Genomic DNA, 21,325 nt, shown 5'->3' with positions numbered 1-21,325 from the left:
CCCGCCTGTCCGATGACCGCTCCCGACCTCGCCCAACGCAGCCGCGCCGCCGTCTGGCACCCCTGCACGCAGATGGCCCGCCTGGCCGACGTGCCCCCGCTGCCCATCGCCCGTGGCGACGGCCCCTGGCTCATCGACACCGAGGGCCGCCGCTACTTCGACGCCAATTCGTCGTGGTGGGTCAACCTGTTCGGCCACAGCGACCGCGCGCTGCACGACGCCATCAAGGCCCAGCTCGACACGCTGCCCCACGTCATGCTGGCCGGCTGCACGCACGAGCCCGCCGTGCGGCTGGCGGAGCGGCTGTCGGCCCGCACCGGCGGCGCGCTGGGCCATATGTTCTTCGGCAGCGACGGCGCCAGCGCCGTGGAGATCGCGCTCAAGCAAAGCTTTCATGCGTGGAAGAACCGCGGCCAAACGACCAAGCGCGAGTTCGTCTGTCTCAAGAACAGCTATCACGGCGAGACGCTCGGGGCGCTCAGCGTGACCGACGTGCAGGTGTTCCGCGACGCCTACGACCCGCTGCTGATGCGCGCCCACATCGTCATGTCGCCCGACGCGCGACTCGCCAACGAGGCCGAGGCGCTGGCCGCCATGCGCGCGCTGCTGGCCGAGCGGCATGCGCAGATCGCCTGCGTCATCGTCGAGCCGCTGATCCAGGGCGCGGCGGGCATGGTCATGTACTCGCCCGAGTACCTGCGCGGCCTGCGCGCGCTGACGCGCGAGTTCGGCGTGCACCTCATCGCCGACGAGATCGCCGTGGGCTGCGGCCGCACCGGCACCTTCTTCGCCTGGGAGCAAGCACTGGCCAGCGCCGGGCCGCCCCAAGCTGGCCGCGCGCCCTCGGGGGGCAGCTTGGGTACCCCCGAGCGTGGGGGCTCACAGTCCCAGTGGCCCGACTTCATGCTGCTGTCCAAAGGCATCACCGGCGGCACGATGGCGCTGTCGCTGGTGCTCACCACGGACGACGTGTTCGAGGCCTTCTGGAGCCAGGACGTCACGCGGGGCTTTCTGCATTCGCACTCCTACACCGGCAACCCACTGGCCTGCGCCGCCGCCAACGCCGTGCTGGACCGCTTCGACGCCGGCCAGCTCGACGACAACCGCGCCCAGGCTTCAGCGTTGACCCGCGCCTTCGCCCCCCTGGCCTCGCGCGTGACGCACCTGCGCCAACGCGGCATGATCCTGGCCTTCGACGTGGCCGACGCCCCCCCGCGCTTCGCGGAGACCTTCCACCTGAAGGCCCGCGCACACGAGCTGCTGATCCGACCGATCGGCAACACCGTCTACCTGATGCCCCCCTACCTGATCGACGACGCGACGGCGGCCTTCCTGGCCGATGCCGTGTCGAAAACCTTGAACGATGTCCTTGCTTGATCACCTGAGCGCCAAGCTCGCCGCCATCTCGGCGCAGAGCCTCACGCGCAAGCTGCGCACCGCCGACACCGGCACTGCGCCGCGCCAGACCATCAACGGCCGCGAGCTGCTGATGTTCTGCTCCAACGACTACCTGGGCCTGGCCGCCGAACCGGCGCTGGCCGATGCGCTGGCCGAAGGCGCCCGCCGCTGGGGCGGCGGCTCCGGCGCGTCGCCGCTGGTCAGCGGCCACAGCGCCGCGCACGAGGCGGTAGCCGACACGCTGGCCCGCTGGTACGCGCCGCACATCCCCGAGGCCCGCGCCATCGGCTTCTGCACCGGCTACATGGCCAACCTCGCCGTGGTCACCGCGTTGGGCGACGAGCACACCGAGATCTTCTCGGAGCAGCTCAACCACGCGTCGCTGATCGACGCCGCGCGGCTGGCCAAGGCCCGCGTCACGCGCTACGGCCATGCCGACGTGGCCGGGCTGCGCACGCTGCTGGCCGCCAGCACGGCCAAGGTCAAGCTCATCGTCACGGATGCCGTGTTCAGCATGGACGGCGACCTCGCGCCGCTGCCGCAGCTGCTGGCGCTGGCCGACGAGTTCGACGCCTGGCTGGTGGTGGACGACGCGCACGGCTTCGGCGTGCTGGGCGAGCGCGGCCGTGGCACGCTGGAACATTTCGGCCTGCGCAGCGAACGGCTCATCCTCGTCGGCACGCTGGGCAAGGCCGCCGGGCTGGCCGGCGCCTTCGTTGCGGCGCACGCCACCATCGTCGAGTACCTGCTGCAGGCGGCGCGCAACTTCATCTTCTCCACCGCCTCGCCGCCGGCCATCGAGCACGCACTGCTGACCAGCTTCGCGTTGATCGAAGGGCCGCTGGGCGCCACGCGCCGCGCCAACCTCGTCGCCCGCCAGGCCCAGCTGCGCGACGGGCTGCTGGCGTTGATCGACCGCCACCCGCGCCTGGGCTGGTCGCTGACCGATGCCGCCACGCCCATCCAGCCGCTGATCGTCGGCGGCAACGCCGAGGTCATGGCCCTGGCCGCCGCGCTGGAGGCCGCCGGCCTGCGCGTGCCCGGCATCCGCCCGCCCACCGTCGCCGCCGGCACGGCGCGGCTGCGCATCACGCTGTGCGGCACGCATACCGCCGCCGATGTCGACGCACTGCTGACGGCGCTCGACCGCGCCGCCGCCACACAGGAGCAAGCTGCATGAGCCGAGGCTTCTTCATCACCGGCACCGACACCGAGATCGGCAAGACCTTCGTCACGGCCGCGCTGACCCGTGCCCTCGCGGCGCGCGGCCTGCGCGTCGCCGCGATCAAGGCGCTGGCCGCCGGCCAGGACTTCGTCGAGGGCCGCTGGGTCAACGAGGATGTGGCCACGCTGCAGGCCGCGCAGAACATCGGCCTCGCCGACGCCGAAGTGGGCCCGCTGCAGTTCCGCGAGCCCTGCGCACCGCACATCGCCGCGCGGCTCGAAGGCCGCACCATCGACGCCGCGCCGCTGCTGGGCGCCATCCGCGCCACGGCCGCCAAGGGCGACATCGCCCTCATCGAGGGCGTCGGCGGGTTCCGCGTGCCGCTGGCCGGCAGCTGGGACACCGCCGACCTGGCGGTCGAACTCGGCCTGCCCGTCATCCTCGTCGTGGGCCTGCGGCTGGGCTGCATCAACCATGCGCTGCTGACGGCCGAGGCCGTGCGCGCCCGCGGCCTGACGCTGGCGGCCTGGGTCGCCAACACGGTCGACACCCATCAATCCCATGTGGCCGACAATCTGGCCGCGCTGCAGGCCGGCCTGAAGGCCCCTTGCCTCGGCCACCTGCCCCGATTCCCCGAAGGCGGCGCCCTGCACGACGCGCCGGCCCGCCTCGACATCTCAGCCCTGCTCCTCGCATGAACCAGATCCAGACCCTCACGCCCACCACCGACGCCGACCGCCGTCAGGCCAAGCCCTGGACCGTCGCCGAGGTCGCCGCGCTGTTCGAGCTGCCCTTCAACGACCTGCTGTTCCGCGCCCAGCAGGTGCACCGCGAGCACTTCGACGCCAACGCCGTGCAGCTGTCCACGCTGCTGTCCATCAAGACCGGTGGCTGCGAGGAAGACTGCAAGTACTGCCCGCAATCGGCCCACTTCGACACCGGGCTGAAGGCCGAGAAGCTGATCCCGCTGGAAGAAGTGATGGAAGCCGCCCGCGCCGCCAAGGCCAACGGCGCCACGCGCTTCTGCATGGGCGCCGCCTGGCGCTCGCCCAAGCCCCGCCACCTGGAGGCCATCGGCGAGATGATTTCCGAGGTCAAGGCGCTGGGCCTGGAGACCTGCCTGACCGCCGGCATGCTGGAAGACGGCCAGGCCGAGCAGCTCAAAAGTGCCGGGCTCGATTACTACAACCACAACCTCGACACCTCGCCCGAGTTCTACGGCCAGATCATCACGACCCGCACGTATCAAGACCGCCTGGACACGCTGGACCGCGTGCGCCAGCAGGGCATGAAGGTGTGCTCCGGCGGCATCGTCGGCATGGGCGAGACGCGCCGCCAGCGCGCCGGCCTCATCGTGCAGCTGGCCAACCTCGACCCCTACCCCGAAAGCGTGCCCATCAACAACCTCGTGCAGGTGGAAGGCACGCCGCTGGCCGGCACCGCGCCGCTGGACCCGCTGGAGTTCATCCGCACCATCGCCGTGGCCCGCATCACGATGCCGCGCGCCATGGTGCGCCTGTCCGCCGGCCGCGAGGAGATGCCCGAGACCATGCAGGCGCTGTGCTTCCTGGCCGGCGCCAACTCCATGTTCTACGGCGACAAGCTGCTGACCACGAGCAACCCGCAGGCCGAGAAGGACCGCGCGCTGCTGGCACGCCTGGGCATGCGCTGCGCGACGGAGGCCGAGCTGACGCCCTCCGAGGCGGCCGCCAAGGTCGAGGTCTGCCGGGCGCACTGAGCGCCGCGACACCTTTCGCTGCCTGCGAGCACATGCGCCGACGGCCCACCGGCCGGCGGCGCACCCCGATCCCGAATCCACAAGAAGACGGCTGAGGAGACAAACCATGTTCAACAAGATCCTGATCGCCAATCGCGGTGAGATCGCGTGCCGGGTGGCGGCGACTGCACGCCGACTCGGCATCCAGACGGTCGCCGTCTATTCCGACGCCGACCGCGACGCGCAGCACGTGCAGGCCTGCGACGAAGCCGTCCACATCGGCGGGCCCGCGCCGCGCGACTCCTATCTGCAGTGGGAGCGCATCCTGGCCGCCGCCAAGCAGACCGGCGCGCAGGCCGTGCACCCCGGCTACGGCTTCCTCAGCGAGAACGAGGCGTTTGCCCAGGCCTGCGCCGATGCCGGCCTCGTCTTCATCGGCCCGCCGCCCAGTGCCATCCAGGCCATGGGCCTGAAGGCCGAATCCAAGCGCTTGATGGAGCAGGCCGGCGTGCCGCTGGTGCCGGGCTATCACGGTGCCGATCAAGACCCCGCACTGCTCAAGCGCGAAGCCAGCCGCATCGGCTACCCCGCGCTCATCAAGGCCAGCGCCGGTGGCGGCGGCAAGGGCATGCGGGCGGTCTACAGCGCCGACGAGTTCGACGCCGCGCTGGCCTCGTGCAAGCGCGAGGCCATCAACAGCTTCGGCGACGACGCGGTGCTCATCGAGCGCTATGTGCAAAAGCCCCGCCACATCGAGATCCAGGTGTTCGGCGACTCGCTGGGCAACTGCGTCTATCTGTTCGAGCGCGACTGCTCCGTGCAGCGCCGCCACCAGAAGGTGCTGGAGGAAGCGCCGGCCCCCGGCATGACGCCGGAGCGCCGCGCCCAGATGGGCGAGGCGGCGGTGGCCGCCGCCAAGGCGGTTGGTTATGTCGGTGCGGGCACGGTCGAGTTCATCGCGGAACAAGACGGACGCTTCTATTTCATGGAAATGAACACGCGGCTGCAGGTCGAGCATCCGGTGACGGAGGCGATCACCGGGCTAGACCTGGTGGAGTGGCAGTTGCGCGTGGCCTCGGGCGAGCCACTGCCGCTGAAGCAATCGCAGCTGGCGATGCGCGGCCACGCGATCGAGGCCCGCATCTGCGCCGAGAACCCGGACGGCGGCTTCCTGCCCGCCACCGGCACGCTGGACGTGGCGCGCTGGCCTTCTCACGTCGCCTTCCAACGTGGCGACGTTCGCATCGATGCCGGCGTGCGCGAAGGCGATGCGATCAGCCCGTTCTACGACTCGATGATCGCCAAGCTCATCGTCTGGGGCGAAGACCGCGCGCAGGCGCTGGCCCGCCTCGACGCCGCGCTGCGCGACACCCACATCGCCGGCCTGCACACCAACGTGGCCTTCCTGCGCCGCTGTGCGGCGACCGACTCGTTCTCGAAGGCGGACCTCGACACCGGCCTCATCGAGCGCGAGAAGGCCCAGCTGTTCAACCAGTCCGGCCTGCCGCTGCGCGTGTCGGCCGCCGCCGTCGTCGCCCACACACTGGCCGTGGAAGCTGGCACGCAGGGCAGCGACCCGTGGAGCGCCCGCGATGGCTGGCGCCTGTTCGGTGCCGCCTCGCGCCGCTTCGACCTGGCCACGGGCGACACCCATCACGCCGTGCTGCTGTCCCGCCACCACCGCGGCGGCATGACGCTGACGGTCGACGGCGAAGCCATCGAGTTCGCCGTGCGGTCGACCGATGCTGAAACGCACGAACTCTTCCTCGGCAATGGATCGGAGCTGCAGCGCGTCCGCGTGAAGACCTACGCCCAGGGCGAGCGCGTGGCCGTCTTCGCCGCGAACGGCTCGACCGTACTGACCGAGGTGGACCTCATTGCCCACGCCGGTGACGGCGCCGCCGAGGGCGGGCGGCTTACCGCGCCCATGCCGGGCAAGCTCATCGCCTTCCTCGCCCAGGCCGGCGATACCGTCACGAAGGGCCAGCCACTGGCCGTCATGGAGGCGATGAAGATGGAGCACACCATCTCGTCCCCGCGCGACGGCACCGTGGCCGAGCTGCTGTTCGCCGTGGGCGATCAGGTGGGCGATGGGGCCGAACTGTTACGCCTCGAAGCCTGAGCCCCGCCATGTCGAACCGGCCACTCGCCACCGCGTTCTTCCGTTACGCACCGCACCTTGCGCTGGTGCTCAGCATGCTGCTGTTCGTCGCATGCCTGTTTAACGATGCATACGGGTTCAAGTCGAGTGGCACGGTGAAGGGAACGCCAGCCTACTTCGTGCTGCTGGTTGGCTGGTACGGCGTGCTGGTGGGCGGCAACCTGGGTTGGCTGGCCAATCCTGCACTGCTCGGCGGCTGGCTGGGGTTCGTCACCGGCAAGCACAAGCTGGGGGCGGCCTCGACGCTGCTGGCGCTGGCATTGATGCTTCGCTTTCTTGTTGACCCCACCGTCATGGTTGACGAGAACGCCACTCAGTGGATGTTTAACGTCTATGGCCTCGGTTACTGGCTGTGGCTCGCCAGCGCAGCCACGCTGCTGCTGGGCTACGCCCTGGCCGCATTGCCCACCGATTTCATGGATCTCGATGAGGGCTCCCCATGAACTTACCCACCCACGTCAAGCTCCTCGACGTCGGCCCGCGCGACGGGTTGCAGAACGAGAAGGCTAGCGTCGCCACGGCCGACAAGGCGCAGCTCGTCGCGCTGCTGCAGGATGCCGGGCTCAAGGAGATCGAGGTCACCAGCTTCGTGTCACCGAAGTGGGTGCCGCAGATGGGCGACAACACGGCCGTCATGGCGGCCATCACGCGCAAGCCGGGCGTGCGGTATTCGGTGCTGGTGCCCAACCTCAAGGGGCTGGAACCGGCGCTGGCGAGCGAGCCCGACGAGATCCTCGTCTTCACGGCGGCCAGCGAGGCCTTCACGCAGAAGAACATCAACTGCTCCATCGCCGAGAGCCTGGAGCGCTTCGCGCCCGTCATCGAGGGCGCGCACGCGGCCGGCGTGAAGGTGCGCGCGGCACTGTCGTGCTCGCTGGGCTGCCCGTATGAGGGCGAGATCACCGCCGACCAAGTGGAAGCCGTCGTGAAGCCGCTGCGCGCGCTGGGCGTGGACGCCATCGACATCGCCGACACCATCGGCGTCGGCACGCCGCGCAAGGTGCAGGCGGCGATGGAACGGGCGTTGAAGCACTTCCCTCGCCAAGAGGTGTCGGGCCACTTCCACGACACCTATGGGCAGGCGCTGACGAATATCTACGCCAGCCTGGAGCTGGGCGTGCACAGCTTCCACGCCAGCGTGGCCGGGCTGGGCGGCTGCCCCTACGCCAAGGGTGCAACGGGCAACGTCGCCACGGAAGACGTGGTCTTCATGCTGAACGGCCTGGGCATCGAGACCGGCATAGCCCTCGACAAGCTGGTCGACGCCGGCGCCTTCATCTCCCAGGCGCTGGGCCGCGAGCCGGTGTCGCGCGTCGCGCGGGCCGTGCTGGCCAAACGGCGCACCTGAGCGGGCAGCGCGCGGGATACCACTCGTCACGACTGAGGGAGTTTGCAACCCTCGGCAACCGCCGCGGGCAGCGAACATCGCGCCCTCGGAGGAATGAGATGACACGCGTGAACCGCAAGAGTGCCGTACGCATCGGCGCCAGCCTGAGCCTAGCGGCGCTGATGACCGCCTGCGGCGGCGGCAATACCGACGCAGCCACCCCAGGCCCTGCTGCACCTGCGCCCGCACCTACACCCGCACCTACACCCGCACCTTCGCCGGCTCCGGTGCCAGCTCCGGTGCCAGCTCCGGTGCCAGCTCCTTCGCCAACCCCGGCCCCGACGCCAGCGCCTGCACCCGCGCCTACGCCGGCCCCCACCCCTGCGCCAACACCGGCTCCGACACCCGCTCCGGCCCCCACTCCGGCTCCTACGCCAGCGCCGACACCGGCCCCCACTCCCGCGCCGACGCCTGCTCCGGCCCCGACACCGGCGCCCACGCCGGCTCCCACGCCAGCACCGACACCAGCGCCCACTCCTGCGCCAACGCCGGCGCCGACACCTGCTCCGGCCCCAACGCCAGCGCCGACGCCTGCTCCCACTCCTGCGCCGGCCCCAACGCCCGCGCCCACTCCGGCGCCCACGCCAGCACCCACTCCTGCACCAACGCCTGCGCCGACGCCAGCACCTACTCCTGCCCCAACGCCTGCGCCAACGCCGGCTCCTGCGCCAGCCCCCACCGACGCCATTTGCCCCGCCGGCCCTTATGCCAGCAAGCCGCTACCCAGCACGGTCACGGTGACCCGCCTGGACAACGCGCTGCCCAAGGACAACTACCAGACCCAGTTCGGCAATGTCGAGGGCGCGGTGTGGTTGTCCGGGTCGCTCTATGTCAGCGAGTTCGGCCCCGGCAACAACCCGCCGCCCAGCCGCATCCTGAAGATCGACAGCAGCGGCACCGGCACGGTGCTGGCGGCCACGGCCGGCACCAACGGCCTGGCGGTGGACAAGGCCGGCCGCCTCTACGGCGCCAGCCACAAGATCGGCGGCATCGTGCGGTTTGCGCTGCCCGGCGGCACCGAGACCGTGGTGGTCAACGGCTACAACGGCGCCCGCTTCAACTCACCCAACGACCTCACCTTCCGCAGCGACGGCACGCTCTACTTCACCGACCCGAACTGGCAGGCCGCCTCGCCCAACCCGCAGTCGCGCACGAGTGTCTACCGGGTCGCGCCGGGCAGCAGCACGGCGGTGCTGGTCGACGCCAATCGAAGCAACCCCAACGGCATCACGCTGTCGCCTGACGAGAAGACGCTCTACCTCACGGCCCAGGACGGGGTGTTCAAGTACGCCGTGGCCGCCGACGGCTCGGTCGGCACGGCCGAGCATTTCGGCGCCGGTATCGTCTCCAGCGGCGACGGCATGGTGGTGGACTGCGCTGGCAACCTGTATGTCACCTCCACCGACGTGATCGTCCTCAGCCCCGAAGGCAAGGAGATTGGCCGCATCCGCATGCCCAGCGGCGCGGGCTCGGTCACGAACGTGGCTTTCGGCGGAAGCGACCGCAAGACCTTGTTCATCACCGCGATGGGCAGCGGCAATGCCCGGGGGGTCTACAAGGTGGACCTCGCGATCCCGGGCTACCCGTACTGACCTGCAGCGCCGACGCGAACGCCCCCAGGTGACGCTTCGGCGGCGTTCAGGCGCGGGCCACTTCGGGCTGACGACGCGGTGAGCGAGACATCGCGCCGGCGAGCAGAAACGCCTCGTCACGACTGACGCGCCCCGGCTACGCCCGGGATGGCGAGGCGCGGCGAACATCGCTCGCCACGAAAGCAACCGGGGAGCCAAGCTTGGAGCACAAGGTCAACGTCGGGCGCTCAGGCGTCTGCCTGGGCCTGGCCGCGCTGCTCACCGCCTGCGGCGGCGGCACAGGCACGACCCCGGCGCCAGGACCGGGCGCATCGGCGCCGGCACCCTCGCCAGCGCCAGCGCCAGCGCCAGCTCCGTCTCCTGCACCTGCACCTGCACCTGCACCTGCACCTGCACCTGCACCTGCACCTGCACCTGCACCTGCACCTGCACCTGCACCTGCACCTGCACCTGCACCAGCGCCCACGCCCCCCTCGGCCAGCTTCGCCCCGCAGACCATCACCTGGAGCTCGCCGGTGCTTGGCGGCACCTGCCCGGACAGCGGCGTGTCCAACGGCGCGGCGCGCATCGACCGTGTCTGGCTCGGCCAGACCCATTTGATGGAAACGGGCTGGCCGTTCTTCTTTCTCGTGGAGAACCGCGCCACGCTGTTGAAACTGGACGTGAGCGCCGCGTCCGGCGCCGCGCCGACCGGCCGCGTCACGGCCAGCTGGCCCGACGGCAGCCGCCAGACACTGTGCCTGCGCGCGCCCGCCACGCTGCCCGCCAGCAACGACCTGCGCAGCCAGCCGCTGACGCAGGACCTCACCCGCAGCTACACCCTCACACTGCCCGCCACCTGGCTGCGCGCGGGGCTGGCGCTGCGGCTGGATCTCGACGGGGGCGCCAGCGCACAGCGCACGGCCGCCGAGTTGAAGGTGGGCTCCAGCCCTGACCTGACGCTGGTCGTCGTGCCGACGCTGCTGTTCGGCGACACCCAGCCGCGCCCACTGGGTGAGGCGCCGGCCGAGTTCGGCAGCAAGCTGCCCATCAGCACGCTGCGCGTCGCGACGACGCCTTTCAACCTCTCGCTGCCGCGCCTCGTCATCGCGCCCCGCACCGACTCGCCCACCCCCACCGGCGGCGTGCAGTCGACCGCCGCGCAATGGGCCAGCGTCAAGCCCCACTGCACCACGGCAGACCAGCAGGCCGCCCGCTGCGCCACCTACAGCGGCTTCTCGGTGCTGGACGCCACGCTCAACCTCGTCGCCGCACTGCAGCGCGCCAACGGCATGGACGACACCGCCCTCTGGTACGCCAACCACGGCATGAACAGCGGCGTGGGCGGCGGCCTCGGCGGCGGCAACCATGGCTCGGGCGACGATTTCGGCCTCATCTTCAACCACGAGATGGGCCACGCCATGGGGCTGCCCCACCTGGGCGACGTGACCGGCACCCGGCAGACCGGCGCCACCGGCCTGATGCACCCCTACGCCGGCGAAACCACCCGCGACGACGGCCAGCCGCAGGGCGGTGGCTTCGGCCGCACCTGGGCGCTGGACGCCCAGGACTTCACGCCCGTCTCACCCGTCTGCGCCACCACGAACCGCGAGCAGCAAGACCCGATGCAGCGCGGCTGCAACACCGTGCGCTCCGGCCGCCGCTTCGACCACTTCTCCGACGCCGCCAGCGCCAAGCTGCTGCGCTACTTCAACGGTGCCACGGCCACCAGCGGCACGGTGCCTTACTACAGCCGGCTGCTGGCCGGCAGCAGTGCCGACACCCCGCAGGCCACGCGTTACCAGCTACCCGCCGCGGACGGGCGCACGCAGATGCGCATCAGCAGCAGTGGTCAATGGACGCTGCACCGCTGGTCCGCCGCGACCGCCGCCTACGAGCAGCTGCTGCGGCCGCCGGGCGGCGACACCGGCTTCCTCGCTGCGCCGCCCACCGCACCGGCCGGCCAACGCTACGAGCAGTACCACGACTTCCGCTATCCGCAGCAGTTCGACGTGCCGGTCGTCACCGTCTTCGGCACCTTCGACGCCACCAACGACGCGACCAGCACCATCTATGCCGCCCAGGCCACCCGCGGCCATCTCATGCGCCTGTGGGACCCGAGCCAGCCCGAGCAGCTCGACGCCATCAAACGCAGCGTCAGCGGCGATACCTTCTGGTGGGGCTATGACCTGCATTTGCGCGTGCTCTACCGCGACGGCAGCCAACGCATGGTGGCGATGCCCGGCGAGGCCAAGGCGACGACCGACCCGATGGAGGGCTTCACGACCTGGGCCGTGAACCTGCCTGACGACGGCCGCGCGATCGACCGCATCGAGCTGCTGCACCGGCCGCTGTGCTCTCGCAACTCGGCGGCCAGCGAACGCGGCTGCGACGTCAACCTCGCCGCCAACAACATCACCGCCGCCAATGTCTACAGCAGCGCCCGTGTGGCGGCTTCATGGACGGCGCCGCGTTGACGCCCCACCCGCAAGGCCGCCACGCCGTGAAGCCCCAGCGGCATGCCCCCGGCCGCAGCCGGCCCTGGCCTCAACCGCCGGCCGCCGCCACCACCCGTTCGCGAAACACCTGGGCGCGCTCGGCACTGGCCACGGCCTCGATGTGGGCGCAGGCATCGGCCAGCCACACCAGAAAGCTGGCCTCGCAGTCCACCAGACGGGCGCTGTCCCTCAGTTCGGCATCGCGCCCGGCCAGCATGCGGGCCGCCAGGTCCAGCGCGAACATCTTCGCCCGCATCAGCCGGCGCTGCCGTGCGCTGGGGTCCACCTGCCGCGCAGGCCGCGCGGTGACGAGGCCGGCGTCCCGCAGCGTCTGCAGCGCCTGATCGTCCAGGCCCAGCGAGCGCGCGATGTCCAGCAGCGCGGGCTCATCGCGCCGCCCATCGACATTGATCAACAACATGCGCAGCGGCACGGGCAACGTGCCCCGCGGGCCAGCCAGCAGCTGGCGCGCGGCCTCGGTTTTTGCAGGGGCGGCAACGGCGGTTCTGGACATCTCGACTCCTCGGCCTGACGATGATGTCAAGCGCATTTGCAGGCCCGATGACAGTCCCGTGTCGTAGGACCCCGCTGCGCTCCCATGCCAACACCTCACCTGCGCGCTGTCACATGAAACTCGCCGTCTGCCTGCTCGCCCTGGCCTGGGCCGCCCTGCCCGCCCACGCCCAGGACGCCCTCCCCACGCCCGCGTCCACACCAGCGTCCGCGCCGGCGGCGGCTGCCGGCATGAGCGCCAATGCCTATGACGCCGCCCGCGCCCAGGCCTGGGGCGCCAACGACAACGGGCTGCGCCCCTACATCCTCGTGCTGCTGAAGACCGGCCCGCAGCGCACACCCGACGGCCCGGCCCGCGACGAGATGTTCAAGGGCCACTTCGCCAACATGCAGCGCCTGGCCAAGGAAGGGCTGCTCGTCTACGCCGGCCCGCTGGACGGCGCGCAAGACCTGCGCGGCCTGTTCATCTTCGCCACCACCGACGCCGACCTCGTGCGCAAGGCCATCGGCGCCGACCCCGTGCTCATCAACGGCGAGATGGTGGCCGAGCTGCACCAGCATTTCGGCTCGGCGGCGCTGATGGGGGTCAACGAGTGGCATGCCAGGCTCGTGAAACCCAAACCGTGACACCGCTGGGAAGCGGCTAAGCTGCGCCCGTTTTCATGGGAGATTCGTACACATGATCCTGGGCATCGACCTGGGCACCACGCACAGCGCGGCGGCCATTTTTCGCGACGGCGCGCCCGTGCTCATCCCCAACGCCCACGGGGACTACCTGACGCCGTCGGCCGTCAGCCTGGACGAGCAGGGCCACACGCTGGTGGGCCTGGCCGCACGTGAGCGGGCCGGCCTGCATGCCCAGTCCACCGCACTGGCCTTCAAGCGCTGGATGGGCAGCGAGCGCAAGATCACGCTGCGCACCGGGCCGCACGTGAAGGAGCTACGCGCCGAGGAGCTGTCGGCCCTCGTGCTGCAAGCCCTGAAGGCCGATGCCGAGGCCTTTCTCGGCACGCCGATCACCGAGGCCGTTATCACCGTGCCGGCCTATTTCAACGAAGCCCAGCGCCGCGCCACACGCACGGCCGGCGAGATCGCCGGGCTCAAGGTCGAGCGGCTGCTGAACGAACCCACCGCCGCCGGGCTGGCCTACGGCCTGCAGCAGCGGCCCGAGCACAGCAGCTTCCTCGTCTTCGACCTGGGCGGCGGCACCTTCGACGTGTCGGTGCTGGAGTATTTCGAGGGCGTGGTGGAGGTGCGCGCCAGTGCCGGCGACACGCGGCTGGGCGGCGAGGACTTCAGCCGCGCCATCGCTGCGCTGTTCGCGAAGCAGGCCCAGGGCCTGAGCGGCGAGGAGCGCGAGGCCTGGCTGGCCAGCGAGACCTGGTGGCGGCTGGCCGAGCAGGCCAAGCGCGACCTCGGCGAGCGCGACAGCGCCGAGCTGCGCACCGTCTGGCGCGATCGCGAGCTGACCGCCACACTGACGCGCGCCGATTTCGAGGCCGCCAGCGCCGAGCTGCTGCAGCGCCTGCGGCGCCCCATCGAGCGCGCGCTGGCCGACGCGCAGCTGAACCCCGCAGGCCTGGCCGAAGTCGTGCTCGTCGGCGGCGCGACACGCATGCCCATGGTGCGCCAGCTCGTCACCCGCCTCTTCCAGCGCCTGCCGCTGCGCAACCTCGACCCCGACCTCGCCATCGCGATGGGTGCGGCCGTGCAGGCCGGCCTGAAGGCCCGCGACGCGGCGCTGGACGACGTGGTGCTGACCGACGTGATGCCCTATTCGCTGGGCATCATCGCCGCCTCGCAGGTGGGCGACCGCATGGTCAGCGACCGCTTCTCGCCCATCATCGAGCGCAACACGCCCGTGCCGGTGTCTCGCGTGGAGAGCTATCACACGGTGGTCGACGGCCAGAAGCAGATCCTCATCGACGTGCGCCAGGGCGAGTCGCCGGTGGGCTCGGAGAACCTGAACCTCGGCAAACTGGAGATCCCCGTCACGCCGGCCCCGGCCGGCCAGGCCGGCGTGGAGGTGCGCTTCACCTACGACGCCAACGGGCTGCTGGAAGTCGAGGCGCGCGAGCTGCCGGGCGGCGAGCGCCACGAGCTCGTCATCGAAAGCCAGGGCGCGCGGCTGAGCCCGGCCGAAATCGCCGCCACGCGCGAACGCCTGCAGGCGCTCAAGCGCCACCCGCGCGACGAGCAGGACAACCGCTACCTGATCGAACGCGCCAAGCGCCTGTTCGAAGACCGCCTGGGCAACGACCGCGTCATGCTGCAGGACTGGCTGGCCCAATTCGAGGCCGTGCTGCAGACCCAGGACGCCCGCGCCATCCGCCAGGCCCGCCAGCAGTTCAAGGAAGCGCTGGACAGCATCGACAACACGTTCAGGTTCTGAGGATGGAAAACGCGGACTGGGCGCTGCTGGGTATTGCGCCGACCACCGAGCTGGCGGCGATCAAGAAGGCCTATGCGCTGAAGCTGAAGACGACGCGGCCGGATGATGATGCCGACGCCTACCAGGCGCTGCGCGGCGCCTACGAGCGCGTGCAGCAGTGGCTGAAGTGGCAGCAACAGCAAGCCGCGATGCCGGCGCCGGAGCCCGTGGTCGCGCCGCCCCCCGTCGTGGAGGCCACGCCGCCAACACCGGCTGAACCCTTGACGCTCGATCAGCCCGTCACGCCGTCGATGCCGCCAACACCGACACCCCCGCAGCCACAGCAGGCAACGCCCGCGCCGCCGGCCTCGCCGCCAATGGCGGCCGACGCCACGCCGGCACCCGAGGTGCAGCCTCAGCAGCTGACCGCAGCGCTGGAACGTCGCTGGAGCCTGGCGGGCGAGGCGGCATTGCGCGAGGCCTGGGCACGCACCCGCGGCGAGCTGGATCAGCAGCCGCTGAGCCGGCAGGCCGAGTTCTCGGCCGCCTTCGCGCAATGGGCGCTCGGGCTTCCCACCTTGCCCAACGACTTCCTGAAAACACTGGACAGCTACTTCGGCTGGCTGCACGACTTCCGCAGCGAACGGCTGCTGGGCCCGGCGCTGGTGCAGGCGCTGAACGAACGCCTGCGGCCGCGGCCCGTGGACCCGGCCGTGCGTGCCGTGGGCGACCCGCTGGTGCGGCTGCAGGCGGCGCGGCTGGCCGGCGTCGGCTGGCTGAAGCTGCAGTGGTGGCTGTTCCTGCTGCAGCCGGTCTTCGGCCGCAGCCAGTCGATGCTCGGCGTGCAATGGCTGCAAGTGCTGGGGCTGGATCTGGAGGCACAGCGCTGGCTGCGCGACGCCGTGAAGCGCGGCCTGTGGTGGCGCACGGGTGCCGCAGCACTGATCTACGGCAGCTGCGCCGGGCTCGTGTTCAGCAACCCGGTCGTGGTCATCGGGCACACGCTGGTGTGGCTCGCCCTCACGGCGTTGCTGCTCGTGCTGGGCCTGCTGGGCGGCACGTTGCTGGGCGTGCAACTGCAGGCCATCAATCCGTCGGCCAGGCGTTGGTCGCATCTGCTGCCCGAGTGGACACGCGATGTCGGCGCGCTGGGGCTGGGCATCATGTGGCTGCTGTTCGCCGCGTGGCTGACCGGCGTGGACGCCCAGGCCAGCGTCAGCGCCGTGCGGGAATGGCTGCCCTTCGTGCCCCGGCGGATCGTCGAGTACGCCACCTGGGGCTTCGCCCTGTGCGGCCTCGCGATGGCCCGCCCGCGCGGCGGCATGAGCCGCTACGTCGTGGCCGGGCTGTTCCCGATCACCGCATTCCTGGCCATGCGATGGCTGGACGCCTGGCTGCCACCGACGGGCGCCTACTTCATCGCTGCGGCCTGGCTGCTGGCGGGGGCCGCCGTGCATGAAGACCGCTTTGGCCAGGCCGCCCCGGCGCCCGTGCAGTGGTTCCTCCGCCCCGTGCTCAACACGCTGGTGCTGGCGGATCGATGGACTTACGTCACCGCCCTGGCGCCGCTGGCCGTGGCCATGGCCTACGCCACGCTGGTGGACGGCCAGGTGCGCCCGCTGAGCCTGTTCATGTGCTGGGTGCTCGGCATCCTCGCCGTGGGCTGGCTGCAGACACAGGCCGATGCGCTCGGCCTGCGGCTCTTGCCCGCGCCGCCCGCCCCGGCCGATTCCGCCGACGCGCCCTAGCCCGGATATGTCGCGAGGTACGCGGGAATTGCGTGGATGCCAGGCGCCGGGGGATGCGCCGAGACGGCCGCAGCCAATGCCCGCAGGCATTGGCGAGGAGTTGAGGTGCAGCCGACAAGCCTGGCGCCGCGCAAGCCCGCGTAGGCCCGTGAAGCCAAAGTGGATATCAGCTTGAACGGCGAGATCGCCGTGTTCATCGGTGTTGCAGGTCGGCGGGGGCCGGCCTCGCGACATATCCGGGCGAAGCCTCAGCCGCGCCTGAGCACCTTCTCCACCGGGTTCGGGCGCAGCCGGAACGCATCCGGCATGCCCGACCCCAGCAGCGGCCGCAGGTAGAGGCGGAAGGCATCGGTCACATCGGTGCCGGCGTCATTGATGAAGTGGCTCTCCATCGTGCGCGTCTTGCCCGCCACGGCGGCCAGCGGCAGCAGCTCGTAGTCGACCGAGTAATAGCCCACGCGCTTGATGGCGACCGAGCCGTCACGGTCGCCGTGGAAGGCGTATTGCACGGCCTTCTCACCGACCTCTCGGGCCTCGCGCGCATCCACGTCGCTCACGCAGCCGAGGAAGCTGCGCTGCAAATAGCCGAAGGTATCGCCGCGCACGCGCTTGATGCTTAAGCGGGTCTTGATCTCCTCGCACAGCAGATCGGCCAGCGCGCCGGTGCCGCTGAGCTGCACGTTGCCGTGCGCGTCGCGCTCCAGCTCACCGGCGAGTTTGGACAGCATGGGCGTGCCGGCTGCGTCGTGGATGCCCTCGCTGACAGCGATGACGCAGCGGCCATAGCGCTCATGCATGGCCTTCACGTCGCGCAGGAACTGCCCCGTGTCGAAGGCGCGTTCGGGCAGGTAGATGAGGTGCGGGCCGTCGTCATCGAACTTCTTGCCCAGGGCGGCGGCCGCAGTCAGGAAGCCCGCGTGGCGACCCATGACGACGCCGACGTAGACGCCCGGCAAGGCCGCGTTGTCGAGGTTGGCGCCGGCAAAGGCCTGGGCGACGAAGCGCGCGGCGGACGCGAAGCCGGGCGTGTGGTCGTTGCCGACGAGGTCGTTGTCGATGGTCTTGGGGATGTGGAGGCAGCGCAGCGGGTAGCCCGCGGCCTGCGCCTCTTCGGACACGATGCGCACGGTGTCCGACGAGTCGTTGCCACCGATGTAGAAGAAGTGCGTGATGCCATGTGCCTGCAGCACGGTGAAGATCTCGTGGCAGTAGGCCGCGTCGGGCTTGTCGCGCGTGGAGCCCAGCGCGGACGACGGCGTACCGGCCACCAGCTCCAGGTTGTGGCTGGTCTCCTGCGTGAGGTCGACGAAGTCCTCGTTGACGATGCCGCGCACGCCGTGGCGCGCGCCGTAGACCTTGCCCACGCCGGCCTGCCGCCGCGCCTCGAGCACGACGCCCACGAGGCTCTGGTTGATGACGGCGGTGGGGCCGCCGCCCTGGGCGACGAGGATCTTCGCGAGACTCATGGGCGCTCCTGACTTGTCGTCAACGGACGGCGGAGTTTAGGAGCGCGGCGCGCGCGCAAGGAATGCGTATTTGGGAGCGGTTGGCGGCCTCAGCGAGGCGTGTTGGGCAGCGAGGAATGGTGCACGACGATGCGCAGCCGGCCGGCGTCGTCCTTCACATAGCTCCAGGTCTTGTCCACCGTCGTGACCTTGCCATCCTTGCCGGTGAAGCTGACGTTGCCCTGCGTGCTGGCGGAGTCACCGGCGATGAAGAGCGCGCTGTTGCTGATCTCGCAGCGCGTCCAGCCCTTGAGCGCGAAGCCCTCGTCCTTCGGGAACGCCGGGTCGCCGCCGACAAAGTAGGCCAGTGCGCCAGCCTTGGTCGTGCGGAAGGTCTGCGGCGCGACGGTGAGCGTGGGCTTGAAGAGCACCGGGCCGAGCTGGTAGCCGTAGGCGGTGTCGATCACCTTCTCGGCCAGCGCCTTCGCGGCGGCCCGACCACCTTGGGCGTGGGCGGCACCAATGTCCAGCAACGCCTGGCACCAGCCCTGCTGCGCGGCCAGCACCTCGGCCTGCGTGATGGCGCGGTTGGCGACCGGCACATCGGCCACGGCGGGCAACGCGGCCGCCAACAGCACGGCGGGGAGGCAGATCCGGGACAGCGACTTCTTCATCGAAACACTCCTTCAGTGGGCGGCGCGGCTTGCGCCGTGCCGCCATTGAGCCCCGCGGCCATGAACCGACCGTGGCCTGCGCATGAGCGCTGCCTGACGCGGTCATGAACGTGCCCGCATGCGTCGTTCATCTGCCGTTCATGCACGGCCGCCAGGCCGCCGGCCACAATGCCGCCCATGTTCGGACGCCGCCTCACCTGGGCCCTGGTCTTCCTGGCCGCAGCGGCGCTGGCGCAATGTGCGCTGGCGCTGTGGTCAGTGCGCGTGGCGGAGCATCAGGTGCTGCGCGGGCGCGTGGCGGCGGACATCCAGCTGGGCTTCGCGCAGCTCGTCGCCGACAAGCAGCGCATGCGCGCGTGGGCCGCGCAGCGCGAATTCGGTGCCGGCGCGGAGCTGTCGGAACTGCAGGCGCTGGCCGTGTCGATGCGCGGCCGGCTGGATGCGCTGGACGCGCTGGCCACGCGCGCCATCGTGCTGGACGACCGCCCTCGCGCCCGCGAGCGGCAACTGCAGCGGCGCGACGCACTGGCCGTGCTGCGCCGAAGCCTGGAGATCCTCGTGCCGCAGCTGAGCACGCTGCCCGTGCCGGGCCCCGTTGGCAGCCCGGCCGCGATGTGGGCAACAGCCAACGAGCATTTCGACATGGCCCAGGGCCGCGACCTGCGGCTGCTGCTGGCCGAGAGCGTGGCCCGCGAGGACGAGGCCGTGCGCGAGAAGCGCGACGACACCGACCGCGCCATGGCCCACATGCGCGCGTTGTGGATCGCCGCCGCCGCCACGCTGGGCCTGCTGGCGCTGGGGATGGCGCTGCACTTCGCGCGGGCGCTGCGCCGGCCGCTGGCGGCGCTGCAGGACGCGGCGCTGGCCCTGCAGCAGGGCCGGCTGGAGCACCGCATTCCGCTGCAGGGGCACGACGAGTTCGCGCTGCTGGCCGGCGGCGTCAACGACATGGCGGCCGAGCTGTCAGCCCACCGCGAGCGCGACGCCCGACGGCGCCAGGAGCTGGAACAGCAGGTGGCCGAGCGCACCCAGGAGCTCAGCCAGGCCCTGCAGGCACTGCAGGCGGCGGAGGAACGGCGGCGGCGGCTGTTCGCCGACATCAGCCACGAGCTGCGCACGCCCACCACCGTCATCCGCGGCGAGGCCGAGGTGACGCTGCGCGGCCGTGACAAGCCGGTGGACGAATACCAGGGCGCGTTGCGCCGCATCGCCGACACGGCCGGGCAGCTGGGCCACGTCATCGACGACCTGCTGACCGTGGCACGCAGCGACATCGAGGCGGTGGACATCCGCCGCGTGCTGATCGACCTGGCCTCGCCGCTCGGCCAGGCCGTCGAGCAGGCCCAGGCCCTCGCGGCAGCCCACGGCGTGGCGCTGCCCGCACCGGACATGCCGGCCCGCGCGCTGCCGCTGCGTGGCGACGCGCAGCGCCTGCGGCAGTTGCTGATGGTGCTGATGGACAACGCCGTGCGCTACTCGCACCCGCAGGGCACGGTGCGGGTGAGCGTGCGCGTCACGGGCGACGCGCCGGGCTGCGCGGAGATCCGCATCGAGGATGAAGGCATCGGGCTGGCGCCCGAGGATCTGGACCGCGTGTTCGAACACCGCTGGCGCAGCGAGCGGGCTCGCCGTCACCGCGCCGACGGCAGCGGCCTGGGCCTGGCCATCGCCCAGGCGCTCGCGCGTGGCCATGACGGCAGCATCCGCCTGGCGCCGCGCCCGGGTGGCGGCACGGTGGCCACCGTCACGCTGCCGCTTTGCGCCGGGGCGCCCGCATGAAGCTCATCGTCGCCGAGGACGATGCCCGCATCGCCGCGTTCCTGGAACGCGGCCTGCGGGCCGAGGGCTATCACGTGCAGTTGGCGAGCACCGGGCCGCAAGCGCTGGCGGCCGCCCAGGATGCCTGGGGCCGGGGCCCCGATGCCGAAGACGCGCTGATGTTGCTGGACCTGATGCTGCCGGGCATGAACGGCCTGGAGGTCTGCCAGACGCTGCGCGCCGCCGGCGTGGGGCTGCCGATCCTGATGCTGACGGCCCTGGGCTCGCTGGAGGACCGCGTGACGGGGCTGCGCACCGGCGCAGACGACTATCTCGTCAAGCCCTTCGAGTTCGAGGAGCTGCTGGCCCGCATCGAGGCGTTGGCGCGGCGCGGCCGCGGGCTGGGGCCGGTGCGCGCGGCACAGCTGGTGGTGGACGATCTCGTCTTCGACCGCACGCAGATGCGTGCCAGCCGCAATGGCCAGGCGCTGACGCTGACCGCGCGGGAGCTGGCATTGTTGGAGCTGCTGATGAGCGCACCGGGCCGCCTGTTCAGCCGCGAACGCATCCTGTCCACGGTCTGGGGCACGCACGAGGACCCGCTCACCAACGTGGTGGACGTGTTCATCCGCCGACTGCGCGCCAAGATCGACGATGGCCACCCGAGGCCGCTGATCCACACGGTGCGCGGCATGGGCTACCGGCTGGAGGCGCCGGCGGGCTAAGCCAGCCGTTGCATTCGGGCCGAGCGCCGGGCCGCCCCAAGCCGGCCCGTCGGGCGATGTGCGAGCAGCTCAATGCTGCGAGCATCGCCGTCCCCTCGGGGGCTGAGGCCGGACACATCAAGTCCTGAGGACTTGTTGTGCCTGCCGAAGAGCGGCCGCTCTGCCGGCTGCGCGGTCTGCAAGACCGTCCAATA

19 protein-coding genes are annotated in these 21,325 nt (G+C 70.9%); 14 read left to right on the top strand and 5 right to left on the bottom strand.

All coding sequences use genetic code 11. The annotated features are described in order from the left end of the window. The first annotated feature begins 12 nt into the window (after positions 1-12). The 7 genes from ACG00X_RS21075 (at position 13) to ACG00X_RS21045 (ending at position 7,789) form a co-directional block, all read left to right on the top strand. Entirely contained in the window at positions 13-1,377 is a 1,365-nt protein-coding gene (locus tag ACG00X_RS21075) for an aminotransferase class III-fold pyridoxal phosphate-dependent enzyme (RefSeq protein ID WP_394491218.1), read from the top strand. Further along, entirely contained in the window at positions 1,364-2,578 is a 1,215-nt protein-coding gene (locus tag ACG00X_RS21070) for an 8-amino-7-oxononanoate synthase (protein WP_394491216.1), read from the top strand. The genes ACG00X_RS21075 and ACG00X_RS21070 overlap by 14 nt, the downstream gene beginning before the upstream one ends. Then, the gene (gene bioD / locus ACG00X_RS21065; protein ID WP_394491214.1) at positions 2,575-3,261 is read left to right on the top strand and encodes a dethiobiotin synthase; all 687 of its coding nucleotides are present in this window, start codon (positions 2,575-2,577) and stop codon (positions 3,259-3,261) included. The genes ACG00X_RS21070 and bioD overlap by 4 nt, the downstream gene beginning before the upstream one ends. Then, the gene (bioB, locus tag ACG00X_RS21060; protein WP_394491212.1) at positions 3,258-4,301 is read left to right on the top strand and encodes a biotin synthase BioB; all 1,044 of its coding nucleotides are present in this window, start codon (positions 3,258-3,260) and stop codon (positions 4,299-4,301) included. The genes bioD and bioB overlap by 4 nt, the downstream gene beginning before the upstream one ends. Positions 4,302-4,407: 106 nt before the next feature. Beyond that, the gene (locus ACG00X_RS21055; RefSeq protein WP_394491210.1) at positions 4,408-6,402 is read left to right on the top strand and encodes an acetyl-CoA carboxylase biotin carboxylase subunit; all 1,995 of its coding nucleotides are present in this window, start codon (positions 4,408-4,410) and stop codon (positions 6,400-6,402) included. A gap of 8 nt (positions 6,403-6,410) precedes the next feature. Continuing rightward, positions 6,411-6,884, top strand: a complete 474-nt coding sequence (locus tag ACG00X_RS21050; RefSeq protein WP_394491208.1) for a hypothetical protein — start codon at positions 6,411-6,413, stop codon at positions 6,882-6,884. Then, positions 6,881-7,789 carry a hydroxymethylglutaryl-CoA lyase gene (locus ACG00X_RS21045; RefSeq protein ID WP_394491206.1) on the top strand — a complete coding sequence of 303 codons (909 nt, stop codon included), beginning with the start codon at positions 6,881-6,883 and terminating at the stop codon, positions 7,787-7,789. Before ACG00X_RS21050 ends, ACG00X_RS21045 begins: the two co-directional genes overlap by 4 nt. A gap of 408 nt (positions 7,790-8,197) precedes the next feature. Here the strand turns inward: ACG00X_RS21045 and ACG00X_RS21040 are convergent, their stop codons facing one another. After that, the gene (locus ACG00X_RS21040; protein WP_394491204.1) at positions 8,198-8,455 is read right to left on the bottom strand and encodes a hypothetical protein; all 258 of its coding nucleotides are present in this window, start codon (positions 8,453-8,455) and stop codon (positions 8,198-8,200) included. A gap of 110 nt (positions 8,456-8,565) precedes the next feature. On the opposite strand from ACG00X_RS21040, the gene ACG00X_RS21035 reads away from it, so the two are divergent. Then, positions 8,566-9,420, top strand: coding sequence for an SMP-30/gluconolactonase/LRE family protein (locus ACG00X_RS21035; RefSeq protein ID WP_394491202.1), 855 nt, complete (start codon positions 8,566-8,568; stop codon positions 9,418-9,420). A 258-nt stretch (positions 9,421-9,678) separates the two neighbouring features. Here ACG00X_RS21035 and ACG00X_RS21030 read toward each other — a convergent pair whose 3' ends face one another. Further along, positions 9,679-9,876 carry a hypothetical protein gene (locus tag ACG00X_RS21030; RefSeq protein ID WP_394491200.1) on the bottom strand — a complete coding sequence of 66 codons (198 nt, stop codon included), beginning with the start codon at positions 9,874-9,876 and terminating at the stop codon, positions 9,679-9,681. Between the two features lie 59 nt (positions 9,877-9,935). On the opposite strand from ACG00X_RS21030, the gene ACG00X_RS21025 reads away from it, so the two are divergent. Further along, complete coding sequence (locus tag ACG00X_RS21025) at positions 9,936-11,876, top strand: M66 family metalloprotease (RefSeq protein WP_394491198.1); 1,941 nt, start codon at positions 9,936-9,938, stop codon at positions 11,874-11,876. Positions 11,877-11,946: 70 nt separating this feature from the next. On the opposite strand, the gene ACG00X_RS21020 is transcribed toward ACG00X_RS21025, so the two are convergent. Next, a complete protein-coding gene (locus ACG00X_RS21020; RefSeq protein WP_394491196.1) occupies positions 11,947-12,411 on the bottom strand; it encodes a hypothetical protein in 465 nt (154 codons plus the stop codon). Positions 12,412-12,524: 113 nt separating this feature from the next. Between ACG00X_RS21020 and ACG00X_RS21015 the strand changes: the two genes are divergently transcribed. From ACG00X_RS21015 to ACG00X_RS21005, 3 genes are read left to right on the top strand one after another with little or no spacing between them, the layout of a single operon-like run. Beyond that, complete coding sequence (locus ACG00X_RS21015) at positions 12,525-13,037, top strand: YciI family protein (RefSeq protein ID WP_394491194.1); 513 nt, start codon at positions 12,525-12,527, stop codon at positions 13,035-13,037. Positions 13,038-13,089: 52 nt separating this feature from the next. Then, the gene (locus tag ACG00X_RS21010; RefSeq protein WP_394491192.1) at positions 13,090-14,802 is read left to right on the top strand and encodes an Hsp70 family protein; all 1,713 of its coding nucleotides are present in this window, start codon (positions 13,090-13,092) and stop codon (positions 14,800-14,802) included. A 2-nt stretch (positions 14,803-14,804) separates the two neighbouring features. Further along, the gene (locus ACG00X_RS21005; RefSeq protein ID WP_394491190.1) at positions 14,805-16,529 is read left to right on the top strand and encodes a hypothetical protein; all 1,725 of its coding nucleotides are present in this window, start codon (positions 14,805-14,807) and stop codon (positions 16,527-16,529) included. Between the two features lie 248 nt (positions 16,530-16,777). Here ACG00X_RS21005 and ACG00X_RS21000 read toward each other — a convergent pair whose 3' ends face one another. Further along, the gene (locus ACG00X_RS21000) at positions 16,778-17,995 is read right to left on the bottom strand and encodes a 6-phosphofructokinase (RefSeq protein WP_394491188.1); all 1,218 of its coding nucleotides are present in this window, start codon (positions 17,993-17,995) and stop codon (positions 16,778-16,780) included. An 89-nt stretch (positions 17,996-18,084) separates the two neighbouring features. Beyond that, positions 18,085-18,648 (bottom strand): hypothetical protein, encoded by a 564-nt coding sequence (locus tag ACG00X_RS20995; protein WP_394491186.1) that lies wholly within the window; start codon positions 18,646-18,648, stop codon positions 18,085-18,087. Positions 18,649-18,825: 177 nt separating this feature from the next. Between ACG00X_RS20995 and ACG00X_RS20990 the strand changes: the two genes are divergently transcribed. Both ACG00X_RS20990 and ACG00X_RS20985 read left to right on the top strand, forming a co-directional pair. After that, entirely contained in the window at positions 18,826-20,427 is a 1,602-nt protein-coding gene (locus ACG00X_RS20990; protein ID WP_394491184.1) for a sensor histidine kinase, read from the top strand. Next, positions 20,424-21,131, top strand: coding sequence for a response regulator transcription factor (locus ACG00X_RS20985; RefSeq protein ID WP_394491182.1), 708 nt, complete (start codon positions 20,424-20,426; stop codon positions 21,129-21,131). The genes ACG00X_RS20990 and ACG00X_RS20985 overlap by 4 nt, the downstream gene beginning before the upstream one ends. The last annotated feature ends 194 nt before the right edge of the window (positions 21,132-21,325 follow it).

It is taken from the genome of Pelomonas nitida, from assembly GCF_043555975.1.
Taxonomy (GTDB): Bacteria; Pseudomonadota; Gammaproteobacteria; order Burkholderiales; family Burkholderiaceae_C; genus Pelomonas; species Pelomonas nitida.
This window is presented reverse-complemented; position numbering and strand designations above follow the sequence as displayed.

Coding starts and splice junctions, on each gene's coding strand:
- ACG00X_RS21075 (WP_394491218.1), top strand. CDS start 13: ATGACCGCTCCCGACCTCGCCCAACGCAGCCGCGCCGCCGTCTGGCAC.
- ACG00X_RS21070 (WP_394491216.1), top strand. CDS start 1,364: ATGTCCTTGCTTGATCACCTGAGCGCCAAGCTCGCCGCCATCTCGGCG.
- bioD (WP_394491214.1), top strand. CDS start 2,575: ATGAGCCGAGGCTTCTTCATCACCGGCACCGACACCGAGATCGGCAAG.
- bioB (WP_394491212.1), top strand. CDS start 3,258: ATGAACCAGATCCAGACCCTCACGCCCACCACCGACGCCGACCGCCGT.
- ACG00X_RS21055 (WP_394491210.1), top strand. CDS start 4,408: ATGTTCAACAAGATCCTGATCGCCAATCGCGGTGAGATCGCGTGCCGG.
- ACG00X_RS21050 (WP_394491208.1), top strand. CDS start 6,411: ATGTCGAACCGGCCACTCGCCACCGCGTTCTTCCGTTACGCACCGCAC.
- ACG00X_RS21045 (WP_394491206.1), top strand. CDS start 6,881: ATGAACTTACCCACCCACGTCAAGCTCCTCGACGTCGGCCCGCGCGAC.
- ACG00X_RS21020 (WP_394491196.1), bottom strand. CDS start 12,411: ATGTCCAGAACCGCCGTTGCCGCCCCTGCAAAAACCGAGGCCGCGCGC.
- ACG00X_RS21015 (WP_394491194.1), top strand. CDS start 12,525: ATGAAACTCGCCGTCTGCCTGCTCGCCCTGGCCTGGGCCGCCCTGCCC.
- ACG00X_RS21010 (WP_394491192.1), top strand. CDS start 13,090: ATGATCCTGGGCATCGACCTGGGCACCACGCACAGCGCGGCGGCCATT.
- ACG00X_RS21005 (WP_394491190.1), top strand. CDS start 14,805: ATGGAAAACGCGGACTGGGCGCTGCTGGGTATTGCGCCGACCACCGAG.
- ACG00X_RS21000 (WP_394491188.1), bottom strand. CDS start 17,995: ATGAGTCTCGCGAAGATCCTCGTCGCCCAGGGCGGCGGCCCCACCGCC.
- ACG00X_RS20995 (WP_394491186.1), bottom strand. CDS start 18,648: ATGAAGAAGTCGCTGTCCCGGATCTGCCTCCCCGCCGTGCTGTTGGCG.
- ACG00X_RS20990 (WP_394491184.1), top strand. CDS start 18,826: ATGTTCGGACGCCGCCTCACCTGGGCCCTGGTCTTCCTGGCCGCAGCG.
- ACG00X_RS20985 (WP_394491182.1), top strand. CDS start 20,424: ATGAAGCTCATCGTCGCCGAGGACGATGCCCGCATCGCCGCGTTCCTG.